18 protein-coding genes and 1 tRNA gene are annotated in these 23,438 nt (G+C 56.5%); 16 read left to right on the forward strand and 3 right to left on the reverse strand.

The window, feature by feature from the left end; all coding sequences use genetic code 11:
- Positions 1 to 30: 30 nt before the first annotated feature.
- The 8 genes from PXC00_RS04415 (at position 31) to PXC00_RS04450 (ending at position 11,234) form a co-directional block, all read left to right on the forward strand.
- The gene (locus PXC00_RS04415; RefSeq protein ID WP_275844351.1) at positions 31 to 948 is read left to right on the forward strand and encodes a carbohydrate ABC transporter permease; all 918 of its coding nucleotides are present in this window, start codon (positions 31 to 33) and stop codon (positions 946 to 948) included.
- Positions 949 to 968: 20 nt separating this feature from the next.
- Positions 969 to 1,832 (forward strand): carbohydrate ABC transporter permease, encoded by an 864-nt coding sequence (locus PXC00_RS04420; protein WP_275844352.1) that lies wholly within the window; start codon positions 969 to 971, stop codon positions 1,830 to 1,832.
- Positions 1,833 to 1,906: 74 nt separating this feature from the next.
- A complete protein-coding gene (gene uidA / locus PXC00_RS04425) occupies positions 1,907 to 3,730 on the forward strand; it encodes a beta-glucuronidase (protein ID WP_275844353.1) in 1,824 nt (607 codons plus the stop codon).
- Positions 3,727 to 6,849 carry a glycosyl hydrolase family 2 protein gene (locus PXC00_RS04430; protein WP_275844354.1) on the forward strand — a complete coding sequence of 1,041 codons (3,123 nt, stop codon included), beginning with the start codon at positions 3,727 to 3,729 and terminating at the stop codon, positions 6,847 to 6,849. The genes uidA and PXC00_RS04430 overlap by 4 nt, the downstream gene beginning before the upstream one ends.
- Positions 6,850 to 6,881: 32 nt before the next feature.
- A complete protein-coding gene (locus PXC00_RS04435) occupies positions 6,882 to 8,603 on the forward strand; it encodes a DUF2264 domain-containing protein (protein ID WP_275844355.1) in 1,722 nt (573 codons plus the stop codon).
- 12 nt (positions 8,604 to 8,615) lie between these two features.
- Positions 8,616 to 9,749, forward strand: coding sequence for a glycoside hydrolase family 88 protein (locus tag PXC00_RS04440; RefSeq protein WP_275844356.1), 1,134 nt, complete (start codon positions 8,616 to 8,618; stop codon positions 9,747 to 9,749).
- A gap of 14 nt (positions 9,750 to 9,763) precedes the next feature.
- Entirely contained in the window at positions 9,764 to 10,567 is an 804-nt protein-coding gene (locus tag PXC00_RS04445) for a gluconate 5-dehydrogenase (protein ID WP_275844357.1), read from the forward strand.
- Positions 10,568 to 10,595: 28 nt separating this feature from the next.
- Complete coding sequence (locus PXC00_RS04450) at positions 10,596 to 11,234, forward strand: RpiB/LacA/LacB family sugar-phosphate isomerase (protein ID WP_275844358.1); 639 nt, start codon at positions 10,596 to 10,598, stop codon at positions 11,232 to 11,234.
- 282 nt (positions 11,235 to 11,516) lie between these two features.
- On the opposite strand, the gene PXC00_RS04455 is transcribed toward PXC00_RS04450, so the two are convergent.
- A tRNA-Pro gene (locus tag PXC00_RS04455) sits at positions 11,517 to 11,592 on the reverse strand.
- Between the two features lie 155 nt (positions 11,593 to 11,747).
- Between PXC00_RS04455 and PXC00_RS04460 the strand changes: the two genes are divergently transcribed.
- A complete protein-coding gene (locus PXC00_RS04460) occupies positions 11,748 to 12,176 on the forward strand; it encodes a GtrA family protein (protein WP_275844360.1) in 429 nt (142 codons plus the stop codon).
- A gap of 23 nt (positions 12,177 to 12,199) precedes the next feature.
- Positions 12,200 to 13,582, forward strand: coding sequence for a glycine--tRNA ligase (locus PXC00_RS04465; RefSeq protein ID WP_275844471.1), 1,383 nt, complete (start codon positions 12,200 to 12,202; stop codon positions 13,580 to 13,582).
- Between the two features lie 98 nt (positions 13,583 to 13,680).
- On the opposite strand, the gene PXC00_RS04470 is transcribed toward PXC00_RS04465, so the two are convergent.
- Entirely contained in the window at positions 13,681 to 14,799 is a 1,119-nt protein-coding gene (locus tag PXC00_RS04470) for a metallophosphoesterase family protein (RefSeq protein ID WP_275844361.1), read from the reverse strand.
- A 355-nt stretch (positions 14,800 to 15,154) separates the two neighbouring features.
- On the opposite strand from PXC00_RS04470, the gene araA reads away from it, so the two are divergent.
- From araA to PXC00_RS04490, 4 genes are all read left to right on the forward strand, one after another.
- Entirely contained in the window at positions 15,155 to 16,636 is a 1,482-nt protein-coding gene (gene araA / locus PXC00_RS04475; protein ID WP_275844362.1) for an L-arabinose isomerase, read from the forward strand.
- A gap of 154 nt (positions 16,637 to 16,790) precedes the next feature.
- Positions 16,791 to 17,465, forward strand: coding sequence for a hypothetical protein (locus tag PXC00_RS04480; RefSeq protein WP_275844363.1), 675 nt, complete (start codon positions 16,791 to 16,793; stop codon positions 17,463 to 17,465).
- Positions 17,466 to 17,579: 114 nt separating this feature from the next.
- Positions 17,580 to 18,863 carry a 2-hydroxyacyl-CoA dehydratase subunit D gene (locus PXC00_RS04485; protein ID WP_316935108.1) on the forward strand — a complete coding sequence of 428 codons (1,284 nt, stop codon included), beginning with the start codon at positions 17,580 to 17,582 and terminating at the stop codon, positions 18,861 to 18,863.
- The gene (locus tag PXC00_RS04490) at positions 18,844 to 20,496 is read left to right on the forward strand and encodes an acyl-CoA dehydratase activase (protein ID WP_275844365.1); all 1,653 of its coding nucleotides are present in this window, start codon (positions 18,844 to 18,846) and stop codon (positions 20,494 to 20,496) included. Before PXC00_RS04485 ends, PXC00_RS04490 begins: the two co-directional genes overlap by 20 nt.
- Positions 20,497 to 20,549: 53 nt before the next feature.
- Here the strand turns inward: PXC00_RS04490 and PXC00_RS04495 are convergent, their stop codons facing one another.
- Entirely contained in the window at positions 20,550 to 21,137 is a 588-nt protein-coding gene (locus tag PXC00_RS04495) for a cytidylate kinase-like family protein (protein WP_275844366.1), read from the reverse strand.
- A 521-nt stretch (positions 21,138 to 21,658) separates the two neighbouring features.
- Here PXC00_RS04495 and PXC00_RS04500 point away from each other — a divergent pair.
- The gene (locus tag PXC00_RS04500) at positions 21,659 to 21,871 is read left to right on the forward strand and encodes a hypothetical protein (RefSeq protein WP_316935109.1); all 213 of its coding nucleotides are present in this window, start codon (positions 21,659 to 21,661) and stop codon (positions 21,869 to 21,871) included.
- Positions 21,872 to 22,127: 256 nt separating this feature from the next.
- Complete coding sequence (locus PXC00_RS04505; RefSeq protein ID WP_316935110.1) at positions 22,128 to 23,408, forward strand: 5-bromo-4-chloroindolyl phosphate hydrolysis family protein; 1,281 nt, start codon at positions 22,128 to 22,130, stop codon at positions 23,406 to 23,408.
- Positions 23,409 to 23,438 lie beyond the last annotated feature (30 nt).

Genomic DNA, 23,438 nt, shown 5'->3' on the forward strand with positions numbered 1-23,438 from the left:
CATAGCTTGAACATGAAGGAGGAATGTGCAATGGTTGTTCCGGCAAAAGAGCGCCCGATTAAAACAGTCAGCGCCAAGCAGAGAAAAATGCGGAATAATTTGATTGCTTACAGTTTTATTGCACCGAATTTTATTGGCTTTGCCGTTCTGACGCTGGTGCCAATTCTGTCTGCAGTGGTGCTGAGCTTTGCAAACTGGAACGGCACCACACAGATTCAGTGGGTGGGGCTTGGAAATTACGCGAAACTGTTTGGCGACCGCATTTTTAAGCAGAGCTTTCTTAACACCATTATTTATTCCGTGGCAACGGTGCCGCTTACGATTGTCGCGTCGCTTGCGCTGGCAGTGCTGCTGAACCGCAAGCTGTTTGCCCGCAACTTTTTCCGTACGGTCAGCTTCTTTCCATACGTTGCCTCCATGGTGGCGGTGGCAGCGGTCTGGAACGCACTGTTTGACCCTAACAAAGGCATGATTAACGAAACCCTTTCCGCACTTGGCGTGCAGAACCCGCCGCGTTGGATTGCCGACCCGCACTGGGCCATGGTGGACTTGATTCTGTTCAGCGTTTGGAAGATGATGGGCTACTACATGATTATCTATCTGGCCGGTCTGCAGGGAATCAATCCCGAACTTTACGAGGCGGCCAGTCTGGACGGCGCCAACGGCTGGCAGCGCTTCCGCTTTGTCACGCTGCCGCAGCTTTCCAGCACCACCTTCTTTGTGTTGATGATGGTGATTATCCAGTGCTTCAAGGTGTACGACATTGTGTACATGATTACGCAGGGCGGGCCGGGCACAGCCACATATGTGCTGGTTTACGACATTTACCAGGTTGCGTTCCGCGACCTGCGCTACGGCTATGCCAGCGCGATTTCCATGGTGCTCTTTGTGCTGGTGCTCGCGATTACCATTGTGCAGTTCCGCGTTGAAAAACGCCGGCAGAATTGAGGAAAGGAGACGATTGACAAATGGCAGTTCCCAGTGAGGCGGCCCTGGCGGGCGCAGTGCACCGCAGGGTCACAGTTGGAAAAATCATGATGTATGTGGTGCTGGTGCTTTTGGCACTGGTCATGCTGGTTCCTTTCGCCTGGATGCTCAGCGCTTCCTTTAAGCTGAATAAAGATGTGTTTACGTTTCCGATTCAGTGGATTCCGCAGGACCCGCATCCGGAAAATTATATCAATATTTGGAAGCAGATTCCGTTGCTTCGCTTTATCGGCAACACAGCGTTCATTACCGTGATTGTTACCCTGCTGCAGCTGTTCACATCCAGCTTTGCGGCATATGCGTTTGCAAAGCTGCGCTTTCCCGGACGCGACGCACTGTTCGTCATGTATATCGCGACCATTGCCGTTCCGTGGCAGAGCTACATGGTTCCGCAGTTCATCATGCTGCGCTCGTGGCGCCTGAACGACAGCCCATGGGCCATCATTCTGCTGCAGGCGTTTACGGCGTTCGGGGTGTTCCTGATGCGGCAGTTTTACGACGGCGTGCCGGATGAGCTGTGCGAAGCGGCGCGGATTGACGGGCTTTCGGAGTACGGCATCTGGGCAAAGGTGATGCTTCCGCTTTCCAAGTCCGCACTTTCCACACTGACGATTTTTACCTTTGTGAATACCTGGAATGATTTTCTCGGCCCACTCATTTATCTGACCACCGAGAGCAAAAAAACCATTCAGATTGGTCTGCGGATGTTTATTTCGCAATATTCTACCGAGTACGGCTTGATTATGGCCGGATCTGTGGTAGTATTAATTCCGGTGCTGATTGTATTTTTATCCCTGCAAAAGTATTTTGTACAGGGAATTGCGACGAGCGGCCTGAAAGGCTGACCCGAAATGGCGATACGGCGCGGCTTTTTGCGGCCGGCATCGCCTTTCTGTGTTTAAAAAAGGAGGTTTTCTTTTTGCTGTATCCGCAAGAAAATGGGGCGCGCGGCCGGTTGGAGCTGTCCGGCGTCTGGAATTTCCGTTTGCTGGCTTCGGAAGAGTCCCCGGAAGCCTGGCGGGACAAGCCGCTGCAGGCGGCAGAGCCGATTGCCGTGCCGGCTTCTTACAATGACCAGAAGGATTTGGCCGCGTACCGCAGCCATTGCGGTTGGGCGGTGTATCAGCGCAGCATCTGCGTGCCTGCTTTCTGGCAGGGGCAGCGGCTGGTACTGCGCTTTGGCGCGGCGGCGCACGCGGCAAAGGTTTGGCTGGACGGCAGGCTGCTCTGCGAGCACCGCGGCGGCTTTCTGCCGTTTGAAGCCGAGGTGACCGACCGGCTTACTTGCGGCAGACCGGCGCTGCTGACGGTGGCGGTCAACAACCGCGTGGATTCCACGACGCTGCCGGTCGGCAACGAAGGCGGCACCGCGTTTTTTGGCTCTGACAACCCGGGCATTCCGAGTGTGGAGGCAGCCAAGGCACACCGCGCCGAGCAGAATCTGCCGAATTTCGATTTCTTCAATTACGCCGGTTTGCACCGCCCAGTGGTGCTGTACAGCACACCGCCTGCGTACATTTCTGATGTGACGCTGGTGCCGGAACTGCGGGATGGTCAGGCAGAGGTCGCGTATCGTGTTGCCACGGTTGGAACCGGTTCCATAGAAGTGACCGTTCTGGATGAACAGGGCAAAACCGTTGCGCAGGCGCAGGGTGCAGAGGGAACGCTGCACATTATGCAGCCGCACCTGTGGTGGCCCGGCAAGGCGTATCTTTACACGGCGTGTATACGTTTCGGTGAGGACCGTTACGAGCAGACGTTCGGCGTGCGCACCGTGCAGGTGGACGGAACCCGCTTCCTGATTAACGGCAAGCCGTTTTACTGGAAAGGCTTCGGCAAGCATGAGGACTCGGCTTTTCACGGACGCGGTCTGGATGAGTGCCTGAACGTGAAGGATGTGAACCTGCTGCACTGGATTGGCGCCAATTCTTTCCGCACCAGCCACTATCCCTATGCGGAGGAAATGTATGCGCTCTGTGACCGCGAGGGGATTGTGGTGATTGACGAAACGCCGGCGGTCGGCATCGGCATGGGCGGGGGGCAAAACCCGTATACGCATTTGCAGATTGCGGAGCATCACCGGGAAATGCTGCAGCAAATGATTGCGCGTGACAAAAACCACCCCTGTGTGGTACTGTGGTCGCTTGGCAATGAGCCGGACACCGAGCATTTTCCGGAGGCAGCGCGCGCTTACTGGACACAGCTGTATGACTTGGCGCACAGCTGTGACCCCCAGAATCGGCCGGTGACCATGGTGTGCTGCCAGAATCATTATGAAAAAGATTTGACGACCCGAACCATGGACGTGGTCTGCCTGAACCGCTACTACGGTTGGTACAACCTGCCCGGCGATCTGGACGCTGCCTGCTACGCCTTAGATATGGAAATGCAGTTTTGGGCGAAGCAGGGCAAGCCGGTGATGCTTACGGAATATGGTGCGGACACCATGGCGGGTCTGCATGGTGTCGTACCGGAAATGTTTACGGAAGAATTTCAAGTGGAGTTTTACCGCAGACAAAACGCCGTACTGGACCGCTTCCCGTTTGTCATCGGGGAGCAGGCGTGGAACTTTGCGGATTTTGCAACCATTCAGGGACCCATGCGCGTTGGCGGCAACCGCAAGGGCATTTTCACGCGGGACCGCCGACCCAAGATGGCGGCGTATTACTTCCGCGAGCGCTGGCACAGCTTTCCGGACTTCTTTGACAAATCCGCGGTACCTGCGGGAGGAGCAGCAACATGAATGCAGAGGAAAAACAGGAGGCATTGACCGCGGAAGCATTCCAGACGCCGCCGTCTGCCTGTCGCAGTGTTCCGTTTTTTGCATGGAACTGCAGGCTGAACCTGCCGATTCTGCTGGAGCAGGTGCGCGATTTTGACCAGATGGGCTTCGGCGGGTTCTGTATTCATGTGCGCACCGGGCTGGACACCCCTTATCTGGGACCGGAATTTCTGGAGGATGTGCACCGGTGCGAGCAGCTGGGGGAGTCGCTGGGCATGGAAACCTGGCTTTATGACGAAGACCGCTGGCCCTCCGGTGCGGCGGGCGGCCGGGTGACGGCGGATCCCGCGCTGCGCAGCCGGCATTTGCTGCTGACGCAGATGCCCTATGGGGGGGATACCGCACCCCTGCCGCCGCTGCCGTATTCGCGCGCCGGCAATGCCCGTACAGAAAACGGCAGCCTTCTGTGCCGGTATGAGATTTTCCTGACACCGGACGGTTTGCTGAAACGCGCGCGCCGCATGAAAACGGGGGAGTCCGCGCAGGGCGGCACCGTCTGGTATGCATATTTGGAAACGCAGGCGCCGGAGGGGTGGTACAACGGCAATACATATATTGATACCCTGAATCCGAAGGCGGTGCAGGCATTCCTCACCGCAACCCATCCGTACTATGAAGCGCTGCTTGGCACGCGGTTTGGCAAAGCGGTGCCTGCCATTTTCTGTGACGAACCGCAGATGCCGCGCTGCCTGAGCCTTTCCGGGCCGTTTGCAAAGGAGGACGTGACCCTGCCGTGGACGGACGATTTACCGGAAACCTACCGGCAGGCATACGGCGCCGACCTTTGGGAGGATCTGCCGCTGTTGCTTTGGGAAGCGCCGGAGGGCGCTTCTGCGGCGGCGCGCTGGCGTTGGCACAACCATTTGGCAGACCGTTTTGCCAGAGGCTTTCTGCAGCCCTATGGCAGCTGGTGCAGGGCGCACAGCCTGTTGCTGACCGGCCATCTGATGGAGGAACCGACCCTGCAAAGCCAGACTGCCGCAACCGGTGACGCGATGCGGTGCTACCCGCATTTCGGCCTGCCGGGCATTGATATGCTGTGCGGAAACTTTGAGTTTACCACCGCCAAACAGTGCGCTTCGGTCAAAAACCAAGCGGGCAAACCGGGCATGGTCAGTGAAACGTATGGGGCAACCGGCTGGGACTTTGATTTTCGCAAGCATAAGCTGCACGGCGACTGGCAGGCGGCGCTGGGCGTCACCCGGCGGGTGCTGCACCTCGCGTGGGCGGGCATGGCGGGGGAGAGCAAGCGGGACTATCCCGCCAGCATCAACTACCAGTCGCCGTGGTGGCGCGAGTACCGCGGTTTGGAGGAACACTTTGCACGGGTGGCGCAGGCGCTGACCCGCGGCCGTCCGGTGGTGCGTGTGGCGGTGGTGCATCCGCTGGAAAGCTTCTGGATGCTGTACGGCCCGCAGCAGCAGACCGCGCTGCTGCGCGAGCAGATGGACTGGAACTTTCAGCAGCTGACCCAATGGCTGCTGTTCGGCGGTATCGACTTCGATTTTTTGGACGAAGCCTTGCTGCCGGAACTTTGTCCGCACGGGGGTGCGCCGCTGCAGGTGGGAAAGATGCAGTACGACTTGGTGCTGGTACCTGCCTGCTTGACGCTGCGGCACACCACACTGGAGCGCCTGGAGGCGTTTCAGCACGCCGGCGGTACGCTTTGCTTTTTGGGGCAGGTGCCTGCTTGTGTGGATGCCCGGCCGGATGCGCGCCCGGCTGCATTGGCTGCGGGCTGTTCGGTGCTGCCGCTTGACCGGCAGCACGTACTGGAGGCGGTGTCGCCGGTGCGCGAGGTCACTTTGCGCGGAGCGGACGGACGCCTGACAGAAAACCTGCTGTATCAGCTGCGGCAGGACGGCGCACAGCGGTGGCTGTTTTTGGCACATGGGCGGGAACCCGAAAATCTTGATACCACACAGCCGCAGACTGTGCAGATTACGCTGCAGGGGCGGTGGCGTGCACAGCGTTGGGATACCATGACCGGCGCGGTCAGCCCGATGCCCATTTGTCGTTCGAGCGAGCAAACTACCACTTGGGAATGGAACGCCTATGCGTACGACAGCCTGCTGCTGCGCCTGCTTCCTGCGGAGAAACCTTTGCAAAAAGCTACCGGGCAGCAGCAGGCTGTGCAAGCGCAGGGGATAACCCTGCGGATTCCGCAGAGCGTTCCGGTGCATTTGGAAGAACCAAACTGTCTGCTTTTGGATACAGCCGCATATGCGTTGGACGGCAGCGATTACCAAGAATCGACGGAGATTCTGCGGATTGACGCCTGCCTGCGCCGCCGGCTTTCCCTGCCGCAGCGCACAGATTCCAGCCCGCAGCCGTGGACTGTGCCAAAGGAATCGGCTGTGCACCGGGTGCGGCTGCGGTTTTTCCTGCACAGCGAGGTGCAGGTGCCGCATCCGCTGCTGACCCTGGAGCAGCCGGAGGGCGCGCGCATTTTCTGGAACGGACAGGAGCAGCCGGTGCTGCCGAACGGCTGGTGGGTGGATCACGCCATTCGCACCGTACCGCTGCCGCCGCTGCCGCCGGGGAAGACTGTACTGGAGGTCGAGCTTCCGTTTGGGCGGCAGACCGACCTGGAGTGGCTGTACCTGCTCGGCGGTTTCGGAGTGCGTGCGGCCGGTGCGCAGGCGGTGGTGACCGCGCCGGTTTCCAAGCTGGCATTCGGTGACTTTGTGCCGCAGGGACTGCCTTTTTACGGCGGAAATGTGACGTACCGTGTGCCGCTGACACTGCCTGCCGCCGGACGAATTCTGGTGGAGGTTCCGCATTATCGCGGTCACCTGGTGACCGTTTCCATGGACGGCGGAAGCGCGGCACAGGTGTTTTTGCCGCCTTACCACTGGGAAAGCAGCACCCTTTGCGCAGGACAGCACCAGTTGCTGCTGACGCTGTTTGGCAACCGTTTCAATCAGTTTGGCCCGCTGCATTTGTTTGACCGCGCGTACCGCTACATGGGGCCGGATTCATGGCGCACGCGCGGCGGGCAATGGAGCGATACGTGGCAGTTCCGCCGCACCGGCATTCTTAGTACGCCGTCTGTGCAGTTCTTCGCACAGGAAACGTGAGCCGCACCTGCGGCCTGAAGGAGGAGTTTATCATGTGGAAACAGCGAACCTTTACGGAAGCGGATTTTTCCGGCAAAGCCCGCGCGCAGCAGGCGCTGCTGGATATTCTGGAGCCGCTTAAACCGTTTTACAGCGAAAGCGGCGCGCGCCTGTACCTGGGGGTTACCAGTACACACTATGAAAATGACAGCATTCCCATGGAGTCGTTTGCGCGGCCGCTGTGGGGGCTGGTGCCCTTTTGGGCGGGCGGCGGAGAGGAACCGGAATTTGCAAATATTTACCGGCGCGGCCTTGCAGCAGGGGCAGATCCGGCACACCCGGATTACTGGCATACCTGCCGGGATTATGACCAAAAATTTTGCGAGATGGCGGCGGTTGCGTATGGGATGCTGCTGGCGCCGGAGCAGGTCTGGAATCCGCTTTCCGAGCAGGAAAAGCAGAACCTGACTGCGTGGCTGTGGGAGATTAACCGCCACGAATGCTGTGCTTGCAACTGGCAGTGGTTTGCAATCCTTACCAACCTGGCGCTGTACAAATGCGGCCGCCCTTACAGCAAGGAGCGCATGGAGTCCGGCCTTGCCATGTTGGAGGATTACTACGACCGTGGCGGCTGGTACCGGGACGGCAACGGTGGCGATAAGGATTACTACAATCCGTTTGTCATGGTGACGTACGGAATGCTGTACGCCATGTTTATGGAAGCGGAGGAACCGGCGCGCTGCCGCCGCTTCCGCGAGCGCGCCATGGCGTTTGGAAAGGACTATCTTTATTGGTTTTCTGCAGACGGCCCCTCCATCTGCTTTGGGCGCTCCATGACCTACCGGTTCGCGCAGGCGGCGTTCTTTTCCGTCAGCCTGCTCGCCGGTGTGGAAGTTCTGCCGCTGACGGTGGTCAAGGGGATTCTGGTGCGGCATCTGGCGTGGTGGTTCTCACAGCCGATTTTTGACAATGCGGGCGTACTCTCCATTGGGTACGCTTACCCGAACCTGCAGATGTCGGAAAGCTACAATGCTCCCGGCTCCCCGTACTGGGCGCTCAAAGGACTGGCGTTTTTGGCGCTGCCGGATGACCACCCGTTCTGGCAGGCAGAAGCCGCGCCTTTCCCACAACTGGAGCAGCAGAAGTTTTTGGCGAATGCCAACATGATCCTGCAGCACGGCGGCGGGGACGCGGTTGCGCTGGTGCCCGGACGAACCAAATCGGACGGACACAGCCACACCGTTGAAAAGTACGCGAAGTTTGCCTATTCGGCAAAACGCTCCTTCAGCATTTCCCGCTCCTCTGTAACCCTGCATGAGGCAGCGCCGGACAGTATGCTGGCTTTTGAGGTGTTCGGCCATATTTTCGTGCGGGAAATCAGCCTGCCCGGCGCTTCCGTGACAGAAAGCGGCATTACTGTGCGTTGGTCGCCCTTTGCGGGCATTGATGTGGAAACAACGCTGATACCGAATGAAACCGGCCACCTGCGGGTGCACCGAATCAACAGCCGCTTTGCCTGCAAAGCCTACGATTGCGGCTTTGCCGTTTCAGCGGATGACCGGTTGCCCTGCACTCGCTCTGCAAAAAACAGTGCGGCAGAGGCTTGCTGCCCGGATGGTTTTTGCCGGGTTGAATCGCTCAGCGGCGGCACCGGCGAAGTGCTGGTGCCGGACCCGAATACCAACCTGACCGCGCCGAAGACCGTGATTCCCATGGCGGTGTACACCATAAAAACAGGCAGTCAGGAACTGCGCACGCAGGTGTCCTATTTTTAAGGGGGAGCAGCAATGCAAAATATTTTTACACAGGAGGAAAGGGACTGGGCAGAGCAGATTTTTCAAAAGACGGCGCCCAAGCTGCGTGCGGAGTGCGAACGGCTGCAGGGGCGCATTCCCTATGAGGCAGTCGGCGGGCGGTATGCAGCGGATTTGGCGCAGGAAAACATTGCTTGGTGGACCAATGGCTTTTGGGGCGGCATCCTCTGGCAGATGTATCACGCCACCGGCGAAGCGTGCTATCGTGCTTCGGCAGAAGCGGTGGAGGAGCAGTTGGATCGCGCACTCTGCGAATACCGGAATTTGGATCATGATGTCGGCTTCTTGTGGATGCCGACCGCAGTGGCGGATTACCGAATGACCGGCAGCCCCCGTTCGTTGGTGCGCGGGGAGCACGCTGCCAGCCTGCTGCTGAGCCGCTACAACGCGCAGGGCAGGTACCTTTGCGCGTGGAACGGGCATCGCCCCGGGTGGATGATTATCGACTGCCTGATGAATCTTTCGCTGCTGTATTGGGCAGGCAGTGAGCAGGATGACCCGCGCTTCGCCGCGGCGGCGTGCGCACACGCGGACACGGCCTTGGAAAAGCTGATGCGTCCGGATGGTTCCTGCTGCCACATTGCCGTTTTAAACCCTGCTGACGGCAGTTTGCTGGAAACGCCGGGCGGGCAGGGCTTTGCCGCAGGCTCCGCGTGGTCGCGCGGGCAGGCGTGGGCGGTTTACGGCTTTGTCATCAGCTATCTGCATACGCATCGGGTGCGATATTTGGACGCTGCCAAGCGCGCCGCCCATTATTTCCTTGCCAATGCGGCACGAACGGATTACCTGCCCTTGTGTGATTTTCGCGCACCGGAAAAGCCGCAGCTGTTTGATGCGTCCGCAGGTGCCTGCGCCGCGTGCGGTCTGTTGGAGCTTGCGCAGCAGGTGCCGCCTGAGGAATCCACACTTTACCGGCAGGGCGCGCTGCGACTGCTGCACGCCGCGGCGGAGCGCTGCTGTGACTGGAACCTGGAAAGCGACGGCATTGTCGGGTACGGGAAAGTGGAGTATCACGGGGATCCTGCGCAGCAAAAGCTGATTTATGCGGATTACTTCTTTTTGGAGGGGATTCTGCGCATTTTGAATCGGGAAATCTTTTTGTGGTGAAAGGAGTGTAAAAAATGGAAATTTCAGCAAGCTTCTCTCTGCAGGGAAAGGTAGCGTTGGTCACCGGTGCGGCTTACGGCATCGGTTTCGCTATTGCGGAGGGGTTCGCGGCGGCGGGTGCAAAAATTGCGTTTAATTGCCGCAGTCAGGCACATCTGGACAAGGCGCTGGCGGCGTATCACGCCAAGGGGATTGATGCCTGCGGCTATTTGTGCGACGTGACCGATGAGGCGCAGGTGCAGAAGCTGGTGCACACGGTGGAACAGGAACTGGGGCCGGTGGAGATTCTGGTGAACAATGCCGGCATCATCAAGCGGATTCCCATGACGCAGATGACGGCGGAGGAATTTCGCGAGGTCGTGGACATTGACCTGACGGCGCCGTTTCTGGTTTCTAAAGCGGTGCTGCCCAGCATGATGCAGCGGCAGCACGGAAAGATTATCAATCTCTGCTCGATGATGAGTGAGCTGGGACGGGAAACGGTGTCTGCATATGCGGCGGCGAAAGGCGGGCTGAAGATGCTGACGAAGAACATTGCATCGGAGTACGGCCCGTACCACATTCAGTGCAACGGCATTGGGCCGGGGTACATTGCCACACCGCAGACGGCGCCGCTGCGGGAGCGCCAGCCGGACGGCAGCCCGCATCCGTTTGATGCCTTTATCTGCGCCAAGACACCGGAGGGACGCTGGGGCACACCGGAAGATTTGATTGGACCGGCGGTGTTTCTGGCGTCTTCCGCTTCAGACTTTGTGAATGGACAGATTTTATATGTGGACGGCGGCATTCTTGCGTATCTCGGCCGCCAGCCGAAGTAACGGAAACGATGGGAAAGGGGCGCGTTTCATGAGAATTGCATTGATTAACGAAAACAGCCAGGCAGCAAAAAATCCGATTATCGAAGTGGCTCTGCGCACAGCGGTGGAGCCGCTGGGGCACACGGTGCGGAATTACGGAATGTACACGGCAGAAGATTCGGCGCAGCTGACTTATGTGCAGGCGGGCATTCTGGCGGCGGTGCTGCTGAACGCCGGTGCGGCGGATTATGTGGTCACCGGCTGTGGTACCGGGGAGGGAGCCATGCTTGCCTGCAATGCCTTTCCGGGTGTCATCTGCGGGCATATCGAAGACCCGCTGGACGCTTATACCTTTGCACAGATCAACGATGGCAATGCCGTTGCCATTCCGTTTGCCAAAGGGTTTGGTTGGGGCGGCGAGCTGAACCTGCAATATATTTTCCAAGAGCTTTTCCGCGAGCAGGGCGGTCAGGGCTACCCACGGGAGCGTGCAGAGCCGGAGCAGCGGAATAAAAAGATTTTGGATCAGGTGCAGGCGGTTACCTATGCCGACTTCACGCAGATTCTATCGAATCTGGACCGGAACTTGGTGCGCGGGGCTTTGGCTGGCTCGCGCTTTGCGTCGTATTTCTTTGCGGACTGTCAGAACGCCGCTTTAGAAAAAGCCGTCCGGCAGCTGCTGAACTGAATCCTGTATCAAAAACGGACCGCCGCAGACATTTTCTGCTGCAGCGGTCCGTTTTTTTGTGCGCCGGGTTTGTAAAGAATAAGCTGCTAAAAGAGGAGGGGAAAATGATGATTTGAGCACCACCTGGTGTATGCTTTTGGCATCACAAAAGGCTGCCGGCAGAAAGTCGGCGGCCTTTTCCATGTGTCATGCGGTCAAAATAGATGCGGCTTTAAGCGCGCGTTGCGGGAGCGATATAAAGAAAAAAGAGTCTGAACGCGATTGCGTCCGGACTCTGCTTGTTGGTCGAGGTGACAGGACTTGAACCTGCGACATCATGGTCCCAAACCATGCGCGCTACCAACTGCGCTACACCTCGAAATTACAATACTTAGTATTATATAAAATTTCGGCGGTAAAGTCAAGATGGATGTTCACACAGATTTCAGAGAAAATTTTAGAAACTTTTCTTGAAAGGTGTCCACTGGAATGGTAAACTAATATACATACCACGAAATCGGGAAAGGAAGCAGCATGAAAGAAAAATGCAAAGCCCTGTGGACTTACTGTACCTCTAAAGAAATGATTCTGTACATCGTGTTTGGCGCGCTGACAACGGGTCTGAACCTTGCCGTTTATTTTCTTTTGACCGAAGCACTGCGCATGGATGTCAACCTGGCGTATTTCCTTGCATGGGTTGTGGGGATGCTGTTTGCATTTGTTACAAACAAAAAGTATGTCTTTGAAAGTAAAACGAAAACATGGACGGCGGTTCTGTATGAACTGGGCACATTTACAGGGGGCAGAGTGCTGACACTGGTGATCGGGGAAATCCTGATTAAGGTATTTGTCAAAACACTGGGCCAGTCCAATGTGCTGTGGAAGCTGATTTCCAACGTCGTTGAGATTGTGCTGAACTGGATGGTCAGCAAACTGATTACATTTCGTAAGAAAGCGGACTAGCGTCCGAGCTGGAGGAAAAAATGATGAAAGCAACTGAAAAAACGATGGATACGATTGTTTCCCTGTGCAAGAACCGCGGGTTCATTTACAGCGGCAGTGAGATTTACGGGGGACTTTCCAACACTTGGGATTACGGCCCTTTGGGTGTGGAATTGAAGAACAACGTCAAAAAAGCATGGATGAAGAAATTTGTGCAGGAAAGCACCTATAATGTAGGGCTGGACTCTGCCATTCTGATGAATCCGGAAGTCTGGGTGGCAACCGGTCACGTCGGCGGCTTTTCCGACCCACTGATGGACTGCAAGGATTGCAAGACCCGTCACCGCGCGGACAAGCTCATTGAGGACTTTACCGGCGAAAGCGCAGACGGCTGGAGCAACGAGAAAATGATGGCGTTCATCAAGGAGCACCACATCAAGTGCCCGAACTGCGGCAGCGAAAACTTCACGGATATCCGCCAGTTTAACCTGATGTTTAAAACCTTTCAGGGTGTGACCGAGGATGCAAAAAATACCGTGTATCTGCGTCCGGAAACCGCACAGGGTATTTTTGTCAACTTCCAGAATGTGCAGCGCACCACCCGCAGAAAGCTGCCGTTCGGTATCTGTCAGGTCGGCAAAAGCTTCCGCAATGAGATTACGCCTGGCAACTTCACGTTCCGTACCCGCGAATTTGAGCAGATGGAGTGCGAGTTTTTCTGCAAGCCGGATACCGATCTGGAATGGTTTAAATACTGGAAGGACTTCTGCGAAAACTGGCTGTATGAACTTGGGCTGACCAAAGAGAACCTGCGGCTGCGCGACCACCGTCCGGAGGAACTGTCTTTCTACTCCAAAGCCACCACGGACATTGAGTATCTGTTCCCGTTCGGCTGGGGCGAGCTTTGGGGCATTGCAGACCGCACCAATTACGACCTTTCGCGCCATCAGGAGCACAGCGGCAAGGATCTGACGTACTTTGACCAGGAAGCCAACGAGCACTACATTCCTTATGTCATTGAACCGTCGCTGGGCGCAGACCGTGTGACGCTGGCGTTCCTGTGCGATGCCTATGATGAGGAAATTGTGGATGAGGCGAAGAAGGACACTCGTGTGGTGCTGCATCTGCACCCGGCACTGGCGCCGTATAAAGCTGCCGTGCTGCCGCTTTCTAAAAAACTGGGGGAGCCTGCCAAAGAAATTTACGCGAAGCTTTCCAAGCACTTCATGATCGATTACGATGAAACCGGCTCAATCGGCAAGCGTTACCGCCGTCAGGATGAAATCGGCACGCCGTTCTGCATTACCTATGATTTTGACAGCTCAGAAGACGGCTGCGTGACCGTGCGCGACCGCGACACCATGGCGCAGGAGCGCTTAAAGATTGAGGAGCTGGATGCGTGGCTGCAGGAAAAAGTCGATTTTTGATGGCCGATTCTCTTTTCAATCTGCATAAAGCAAAATGAATTAGAAAAAGTTCCGTCTGTTTTGTTAAAAAGCAGACGGAACTTTTTATTTGCGGTTTATCAGCTGCGCCGGTTTTTATCCTTATGCAGCAGGTATGCCAGACTGCCTGTGACGGCTGCGGTTTTGAGGAGAATCGGCAGCATTTCTTCCGGCGTAGCAGGGAAGCGGTCCAGCAGCAGGTCGCGGGCGGGGTGCGAAACCTTGTGCCCGAACAGCTCATGATACCGCAGTAGATGGGTTTCATACCGGCGCGGTTCTGCCTCATGCAGGGTAAAGAGGCGGACTGCCCGGTCGGGGCCGGGACCGTAAGTGTTAAACCCACAGCAGGGGGAGTAGCCGACGTCGATGCCGTGCAGGCGGCCACGGAAAGAATTGCGGTGGTCGTGCCCGACGTACAGCCCCAGCACGTCACCGGCTTCGGTCAGCACGCTCAGTTCGCCAGAGTTGAATGCGGGCACACAGGGGGCTTCGCCCAGCGTACCGCCCAGCACTTTGGCTTCATCCAGTGCGTAGAAGCGCCCCCTGCGGCTGCCGAAGGCAGGCACAGCGTGCGGGGTGCCTTTGGGCACTTCTTTCAGCAGTTCATAGAATTCCGGTACGGGAATGTGTTGAAACACCAGTGCCGGCAGGCAGACACCGCCGTTTTCTGCTTTCAGCCGGTCGCGTGTGCTGCGGTAGCACGCGAGCTGTTCAGGTTTCACCGGCGCAAACCGTTCGGGGTTGGAGTCAATCACATAAAGCGCAAAGACGGGACTGCCGTCCTGCCCGGAAACGGTCAGGCAGCTTGTCCCGCAGTTTTCCGGGTCGTGCACCGGATTCAGGCATTCCGGATACTGCAGGTAGTAGTACATCTGCTGGCGGTTGGAAAGACCCGCCTGGGCGTCATGATTGCCGAATGTGACCACGAACGGCACGTGCTGCTGGGTCAGCGGCGCCAGAATTTTATGCAGAGTGGCGCCGATTTTTAGTTTTCCGCCGGGCATATGGAAGTAAGGGCTGTAGCCTTTTAACTGGTCACCGGTAAAGATAACCAGATCTGGCTGCGCCCGGCGCAGCGCAGCGCGCAGAAAGGCAATGGAATCTCCGCACACCAAGGGGCTTTCCTGTATGTCAGCTACCTGCATGATACGGAATGTGCCGTCTTTGCGAAAGCGAAGCGGCTGGGACTTTCTGTTCATCAATTTCATCCTCCTTGCGGATTCTGCTCTCTCTTTTCTCTCTGCCCTTATAATATGCCACAAAATCCAAATTTACGCAAGCGAAAACAGGGGAAGAAACGGACACACACCGGCAGCTCTAGCACATGATGTACAGACGAATCAAGAAATTTATGAAAATTTGTATTGACATCTCTTTGCGGGAATGCTATATTGTGCATAGAAAAATAAATAGGGGCAATCAAATCATAAACAATTTGACTTTTTAAGCGCGGAAATTTTTTCTACAGCACGGCACAGCGGCATGAATTTCGGTCGGTTTTGTGTTGTTGTACGGTCAGATTTTGTGCGAAAAAGCAAAAAAGGAGTGTTCTTTATGGCAGATTTAAAGCAATATGAGTTTTGGTTCGTGGTTGGCAGTCAGGACCTTTATGGGCCGGAAGTGCTGAAAACCGTTGACGCGCACAGCCGCGAGATGGTCGATGCATGGAATCAGGATGCGGCCATTCCCTGCACACTGGTTTGGAAGCCGGTGGTGCGCAATGCAAAGGAGATTCTGGATACGCTCACCGCGGCAAACAACGACCCTAAGTGCGCCGGTGTTATCACCTGGATGCACACCTTCTCCCCAAGCAAAATGTGGATTCCCGGCTTTGAAGCACTGCAGAAGCCGCTTTTGCACCTGAACACCCAGTACAACCGCGACATTCCGTGGAACGACATTGACATGGACTTTATGAACCTGAACCAGTCCGCCCACGGCGACCGCGAGCACGGCTACATCACCGCACGGATGCGCCTGCAGCAGAAAGTCATTTCCGGCTGGTGGAAAGAGGAAAAAACCCGGCGGCGCATGGCAGGCTGGATGCGCGCCGCGGTCGGCGCCTTTGAAAGCCGCCGCGTCCGCGTTCTGCGCATCGGCGACAATATGCGCAATGTCGCAGTGACAGACGGCGACAAAATCGAGGCAGCCATCCGCTTGGGGTGGACGGTGGATTACTATGGCGTGGGGGACATTATCCGCGAGGTCGAAGCTGTCACCGAGGATGAAATTAACGCACAGATGGCGTCTTACGGCGAGCTGTACGACATGGCAACTGAGAATCTGGATTCTGTTCGGTATCAGGCACGCGAGGAAGCAGCACTCAAAAAGTTTATGGAGCAGCGCGGCTACAATGCGTTCCACACCAATTTTGAAGATCTGCAGCAGCTGCGCCAGCTGCCGGGTCTGGCTGCGCAGGATCTTATGCGCCAGGGCTACGGCTTTGCAGGCGAGGGCGATTGGAAAACCGCTGCCCTGTGCCGTGTGATGAAGAAGATGACGGCGGACTGCAAGGGCGGCACTGCCTTTATGGAAGACTATACTTACAACTTTGACCCGGCCTGTGGCATGAATATGGGCAGCCATATGCTGGAGGTCTGCCCCTCGGTTGCGGCCACCAAGCCGAAAATCGAAGTGCATCCGCTGGGCATCGGCGACCGGGAGGACCCCGCCCGCCTGACCTTTAAGGCGAAAAGCGGCTCGGCGGTTCTGGCAACCATTGTGGACATGGGCGACCGTTTCCGCATGATTGTCAATGACGTCGAGTGCCAGACACAGGAGCACGAAATGCCGAAGCTGCCGGTTGCCGGCGTGCTTTGGAAGCCTCTGCCGAGCCTTGAAACCAGCGCGGAAGCGTGGATTTACGCCGGTGGCGCGCATCACAGCGTCATCAGCTATGATCTGACGGCGGAAGACCTGCGCGATTTTGCGGAAATCATGGACATCGAGTTCATCCACATCGGCGCGGAAACCAAGATTGAAGAGCTGCGCAAGGAGCTCACTTGGAATGACCTGATTTGGAAACTGAAAAAATAAAACAGAAGCCGGCTTTGCCGGATACTTTCTGACAACTGCCCTGCGGCTGCTGTTTGTGCAGCGCTGCAGGGCAGTTTCCTTTTCGGCAGGAACTGTGCTATAATACTGCCATAGAATATGCAGATTTTACAGGGTGGAAGAGAGGAATGAACGGATGTCCACAATTAGGAACAAGGAATACGCGGCTTCTGAGGCGGTCTGTGTCCTGCACAAGCAGCTCGCTGTGCGCGAAGCGCTGCACCCTGTGCCGGAAAAGGGAGGGGAAAAGCTGGCGGTGCTGTTTCCGGGCACCGGCTATACCTGCGACCGGCCGCTGCTGTATTATGCCCGCCGCATGGCGGAGCAGAATGGCTGCGATGTGCTGCCGCTTTCCTATTCCGTTTCACTCAAGCGCGGGGAATCGGACCTGAACAAAGCGGTTCGGCAGACGCTGACGCAGGTTTTGCCAATGGTGCAGGATACACTGGGAGAAGTGCTGTGCCGACACGCATATCGGGAGCTTTTCTTCTTTAGCAAAAGTTTCGGTACGGTGGCAGCAGGTGCGGTGGAGCGTGCGCTGCGCCTGCGGGTACACCAGTTCTTTCTGACGCCGCTGGAGGCATCCCTGCCGTACCTGGCGGCGCACCCCTGCTATGCTTCCTGCGGCACCGCCGACCCGTGGGTGCCGGATTCTGTGCGCAGGCAGTTCCTGGGAATTTCCGGCGTGCGGTTTGGTCTGTTTCCGGGTGCTAATCATTCGTTGGAGATTCCGGGAGATGCGGAAGCCAGCGTGCGCGATTTGCAGATGATAGCCGCCTCCTATGCGGATTTTCTGCGGGAAATGCCGTAATGCGCCGAAAAATGTACCGCTATGCCTGCGGATTGTCTAAAGATGTGAAGAATACCCATCCTGTTTGATAGGCAGATGGCGGATGATTCTGATTGGAAAGAGAAGGAAACCGAAATGAATGCAGCAGTTGAAAAGTTTGGCCGCATCGTAGACCGTCAGTTGGAACAGCGACCGAAGCTTGCGCGCGGTCTGCTTACCACCGCTTATCGTCTGAACGGTTGGGCAGGCAGGCACGTTTTTAAGAAAACAACGCCGGCGCGTTTGGAACTTGCTTCCGTGTGCAACGACGTGATTATCCGTCCGTTTGTACATCCGCAGCAGAGCGTGATGGTCAGTCTGTTTACGCCGTGTGAGCTGTTGCAAACGTTCGGCATGGCGCCAATGTTTCCAGAGGCGCTTTCCGCTTACCTTTCCGGTGCGGGTGCGGAGCGCGGCTTCATTGACGCGGTGGAAAAGCGCGGGATTCCCGAGACCTTCTGCTCGTACCACAAAATTTTGCTGGGTGCTGCCGAAACCGGCGTGCTGCCGAAACCGCGGTTCATTTTCAATACAACCTTTGTCTGCGATGCAAACACGCTGTCGTTCCGCAGGCTGGCGAAATTTTACGGGGTGCCGCATTTTGTGCTGGATGTACCGAATGGGCAGGACGAAGCGGCGGTTACCTATGTGGCGGAGCAGCTGCGGGACTGCGGCGCGAAAATGAGCAGCCTGCTGGGAAAACCGCTGGACGAAACTGCCCTGCGGCAGGCGGTGCAGCGCAGCGGGCAGACGCTTGCTGCGTATCAGGCGTACCTGAAAGTACGTGCTCAAAAATCAATGCCGGATGAAATGACGTCGGAAATGTACGCAGTTTTTGCCCTGCACGTTCTGCTCGGTTCGCCGGAAGCGCTGCGGTTTGCGCAGGGCATTTTACAGGGGGCAGAGGACGCGCCCGCAAGGGGCAAGGAAGTCCGGCTTCTGTGGGTGCACACACTGCCGCATCTGGACACCGCGATGATCGACCTGCTGGACTTTAATCCGCAGTGCCAGATTCTTGCAAACGATGTTTGCTTTGACGCGCCGGCGGTTACCGATTTCAGCGACCCATGGCGGGCGATGGCGCGGCGGCTGGTAGAAAACAACCTCAACGGCCCTGCGCAGCGGCGCATTGACGCGGTGCTGACAAAGGCGAAAGAACTGCATCCGGACGGCGTTGTCTGGTTCTGTCACTGGGGCTGCCACCACACTGGCGGGGCGGCACAGCTGGCGCGCGCGCAGCTGGAGGCGGCGGGCTTTCCGACATTGGTGCTGGACGGCGACGGCTGTGACCGCTCCAACTGCCCGCCGGGGCAGATGACCACGCGGATGCAGGCGTTTTTGGAACTGCTGGAGGGAAAACATGATAGCGTACACCTGTAAATATGTACCGGCGGAGCTTTTTGCCGGTTTCGGGGAAACAGCGGTCAAGCTGAATCCCACTGTGGAAAATTTTGAGGAAGCAGACCGGCTGAGCCACCGGAACCTGTGCAGCTATGCCCGTGCGCTGCTGCAGACCTGCCGGGAGCAACACGTCAAAAATCTGGTTCTGACCACTTGCTGTGATGCCATGCGGCGCACGGGCGATGTGCTGGCGGCGGCGCAGGGGGAGGATGCCTTTCTATTTGTGCTGGATCTGCCGCACGCGGACGGTCCCTGCGCGCGCAGCCGTTACGCAGCGGAGCTGCACCGGCTGGTGGATGCGCTGGCTGCACATTTTGGCAAGGCATTTGATTTGGAAGCCTGCCGCGCGGCTTTTGCCGACAGGGAAGCACTGCCGCAGGAACCGTACCTTGCGCTGCTGGGGGCACGCTCCCATGATGCGCTGCTGCAGATGCTGCAAAAAGAGCTGCCCTTTCCGGTGCGGGATCTGACGTGTGTGGGCAGCCGCCTTTTGCCGCAGCCGCCGCAGACTGACAATCTGAATGCATTTTTAGAGTGGTACGCCGGTGCGCTGCTGGAACAAATTCCCTGTATGCGTATGACGGAAACGGCACAGCGGCGTTCCCTGACAGAGGACCCGCAGCTGCGGGGAATCCTGTACCACACGGTCAAATTCTGCGATTACTACGGCTTTGAGTATGCGCAGCTGCAGGCGCACGCCCGTCTGCCCATGCTGAAGCTGGAAACAGACGGCACCAGCGGCGCGGAGGGACAGCTGCGCACGCGCGTGCAGGCTTTCGCGGAAAGTCTGCCGCAGCAAAAGCAGCATCGGGCGCCGATTTCCTTTGCATCGCAAGGCCGCTGTACGGCAGGCATTGACAGCGGTTCTACCACGACGAACGTTGTCATTTTGGATGCTTCGGGAAAGATTGCCGGCAGCTCCATTGTGCCGACCGGCGCACGTGCCGCAGTCAGCGCGCACAATGCGCTGGAGCAGGCTCTGCGCCAGGCAAATTTGGAGCGCGGCCAACTGGATGAAGTGGTTGCCACCGGTTACGGACGAGCTTACCTGGGCACCGGCGGGCGCGATGTGACCGAAATCACCTGCCATGCCAAGGGCGCTTTTTATCTGGATTCTTCCGTACGAACGATTATTGATATCGGTGGACAGGACAGCAAGGCGATTCGACTGGACGATACCGGCGCGGTCAAAACCTTTGTGATGAATGATAAGTGCGCTGCGGGTACCGGTCGTTTTCTGGAGATGATGGCGCGTGTGCTGGAGCTTTCTATGGAGGAAATGAGCAACTGCGGGCTGCACTGGAAAGAGGAAATTTCCATCAGCAGTATGTGCACGGTTTTCGCGGAGAGCGAGGTCGTTTCTCTGGTCGCGCAGAGCAAGTCAACGGCAGATATTGTGCATGGCTTAAACAACGCGGTGGCGGCGAAGGCGGTGTCGCTGGCGGCGCGGGTGAATCCGCAGGAACGCTTCATGATGACCGGCGGCGTTGCGGCCAACCGCGGCGTGGTGAAGGCAATCTCAGAGAAGCTGGGCGCACCGCTGCGTGTGGTGCCGGAGCACCAGCTGTGCGGCGCTCTGGGTGCTGCCTTGCTGGCACTGGAAAACCCATAAAAACAGCGCCAAGAGCAGAAATGGGACTGCTCTTGGCGCTGTTTTACGTTTTGTTACAGAATCTGTATGGCTTCCGTCAGCAGATCCACGCACTTTTCGATGCCCCAGTAGGCGCTGTTCAGAGAAACGTCGTAGTTGTCCTGAATGCCCCATTGTGTATCTGTGTAATAGCTGTAATATGTACGGCGCTGCTTGTCGCTGCTGCGGATGAGCCGCTCCGCCTCCTGCGTGGTCAGTTGGCGCACGCGCTGAATACGCGCAATGCGTTCCTGAAGCGGTGCATGAATAAAGACGCGCAGCAGCTGCACATCCTCTTCCAGCAGAATCACATCGGAGCAGCGGCCCACAATGATGCAGTCTTCCTGCCGCGCCAGCCGACGGATGATTTTTGTCTGCGCCAGAAAAAGCGTGTCGCTGGTGGAAAGCCCTACGCTCGGTGTTGCCCTTCCATCATCCAAGATGTGGTCGTACTGCTCGTCCACCGGAGCCAGAACGTCTGTGCTCAGGCCACTTTCCTGTGCCGCACGGGTAATCAGATCTTTGTCGTATGCCGGCAGGCAGAGTGCCTGCGCAAGCTTTTGACTGATTTCATGCCCTCCGCTGCCGAACTGTCTGCTGATGGAAATAATACGATGTGACATAGGAAAAAGGCCCCTTTCTGCTTTTGAAACAAGTTTAGGATTTCATCAGATTGATTATACTATATATTTGCATAAAATGCACGATATAAATGACAAAAATATAGAAAAAACAGCCTTCTTCGCGGAAGGCTGTTTTTTGAAAGGAGAGTTTTATGAAAAAAAGTGTTTATGAAAATCCCCGTTGGCGGGGCGTTGTGGGCGTTTGCCGTGCAAAAAGCACGGCGAAAGGAGGAGAAAGATAATGAAAAAAAGAGTTTTATGAAAATCCCCGATTCGGGGAGCTTGTAAGCGTTTGCCGTGCAAAAGGCACGGCGAAAAAAGAGAGAGGAAAAAATTATGAAAAAAAGTGTTTATGAAAATCCCCGATTCGGGGGGCTTGTAAGCGTTTGCCGTGCGAAAGGCACGGCGAAAAGAGAGAGGAAAAAATTATGAAAAAGAGTTTTATGAAAATCCCCGGTTCGGGGGGCTTGTAAGCGTTTGCCGTGCGAAAGGCACGGCGAAAAAAGAGAGAGGAAAAAATTATGAAAAAGAGTTTTATGAAAATCCCCGGTTCGGGGGGGCTTGTAAGCGTTTGCCGTGCGAAAGGCACGGCGAAAAAAGAGAGAGGAAAAAATTATGAAAAAGAGTTTTATGAAAATCCCCGGTTCGGGGGGCTTGTAAGCGTTTGCCGTGCGAAAGGCACGGCGAAAAGGGAGGAGTTGAATGATAAAATCCTGCACCGCAGGAACTTATAAGCGATTTGTTCGGAAGCACTTTGCACTTCCGCTTGGAATGATTTTAGTATAAAGAAAGTTTATGTACGAAGTTTTAATACCATCCGAAGATTCAGTAAAGCTTAAGTGACCGGTTTGTGAAGAGAAATGCGCCGCGGCGTTTTTTAAAAATTTCATATAAAATAGAGAAAAGGCGGAAGTTGTTATTTTGATAGGTTTGCGGTATAATGAAAAAAATATCTGCAGGAAATTCAGTAAGAACCCTTTGGAGGATATCATGGGGAAATCGGATTATTCTCATTTTGGCAGAAGAGTGAGCAGAGCGTTGCGGGACGCCATGCGTTCCGGCAATTTTGAAGATATCGGCCGCGTGGTGGGGGACACGGTGCGGGATGTGGCGGATGAAGTCAATGAAACGTTTCAGAGCAACCCGGACCATCGCCGCGCGCCCCATCCTTACGCACCGAACGGGCAGCCCGAAGGCGGCGATTACGGCTACACCGCACAAACACCGCCGCAGGGGCAGGAACCGCCGGTTTATTATGGGCCAAACCAAGCAGCCCCTGAACCGCGCAGGCACCGGCGGCACCAACGGGCGTCTGTTCGTGGTGTGCCCGGCAGTTTGTCCGGTATGTTCTGTTCCATTTTAGGAACCATCATTGGTGTGCCGCTTTTGATTGCGGACATTGCGGTGCTGGGTGTTTTTGCTGCCAGCCAGATGACCGCGTCTGCCGCACTGGTTACGGCTTCGGTACTGCTGCCACTGACAGCGGTATCCTTTGGCTGTGCGGGGTACGGTGGCCGTCTGCGTCACCGCGCCCGCCGCTTTGCACGGTATCAGGCGGCGTTGGGCGGCGCAGCGTTCGGTCAGGTTGCGGAGCTTGCCGCCACCGCCGGGGAAACACCGGAGCGCACTGTGAAAGACCTCAAAAAAATGATTGCGGCGGGGCTGTATCCCAGCGGACATATTACTCCGGACAGTTCCTGCTTTATCATTGACGATGAAACTTACATGGAATATCTGGACGCGGAAAAAGCGCGCAAACGCAAAGAGCAGAAAGCCCGCGCCGCACAGCAGCAGAAAGAAGCCGACCCGAAGAACGCCGAATTGGAGACAGTCCGCCGGGAGGGCAATGATTATCTGCTGGAAATTCGCGCCGCCAACGATGAGATTCCAGACGAGGCAGTTTCTAACCAACTGTATCAGCTGGAGAATATCACCGGCCGAATTTTTCACTGCGTAGAGCAGCATCCGCAGAAGCTGCCGGAAATCCGCAAGTTTATGCGCTACTACTTGCCGACTACTTTAAAACTTGTCAAATCCTACCGGGAGTTTGACAAGCAGTCTGTGCAGGGCGAAAATATTCGGAAAGCCAAAAGCGAGATTGCCCACGCGCTGGATACCATCAATACGGCCTTTGCCAATTTGCTGGACAGCTTGTTTGCGGATGATGCCTTTGATATTTCCACCGATATTTCGACTCTGGAAGCAATGCTCAAGCAGGAGGGACTGACCGGCAGTGACTTTCAGCAGCCGGAAGACCGCGAAGCAGAGTGAGCGCAGGCCGCAGATTTTAATGGGATTATA

Source organism: Caproicibacterium argilliputei (genome assembly GCF_029211325.2).
GTDB classification, from domain to species: Bacteria; Bacillota; Clostridia; order Oscillospirales; family Acutalibacteraceae; genus Caproicibacterium; species Caproicibacterium argilliputei.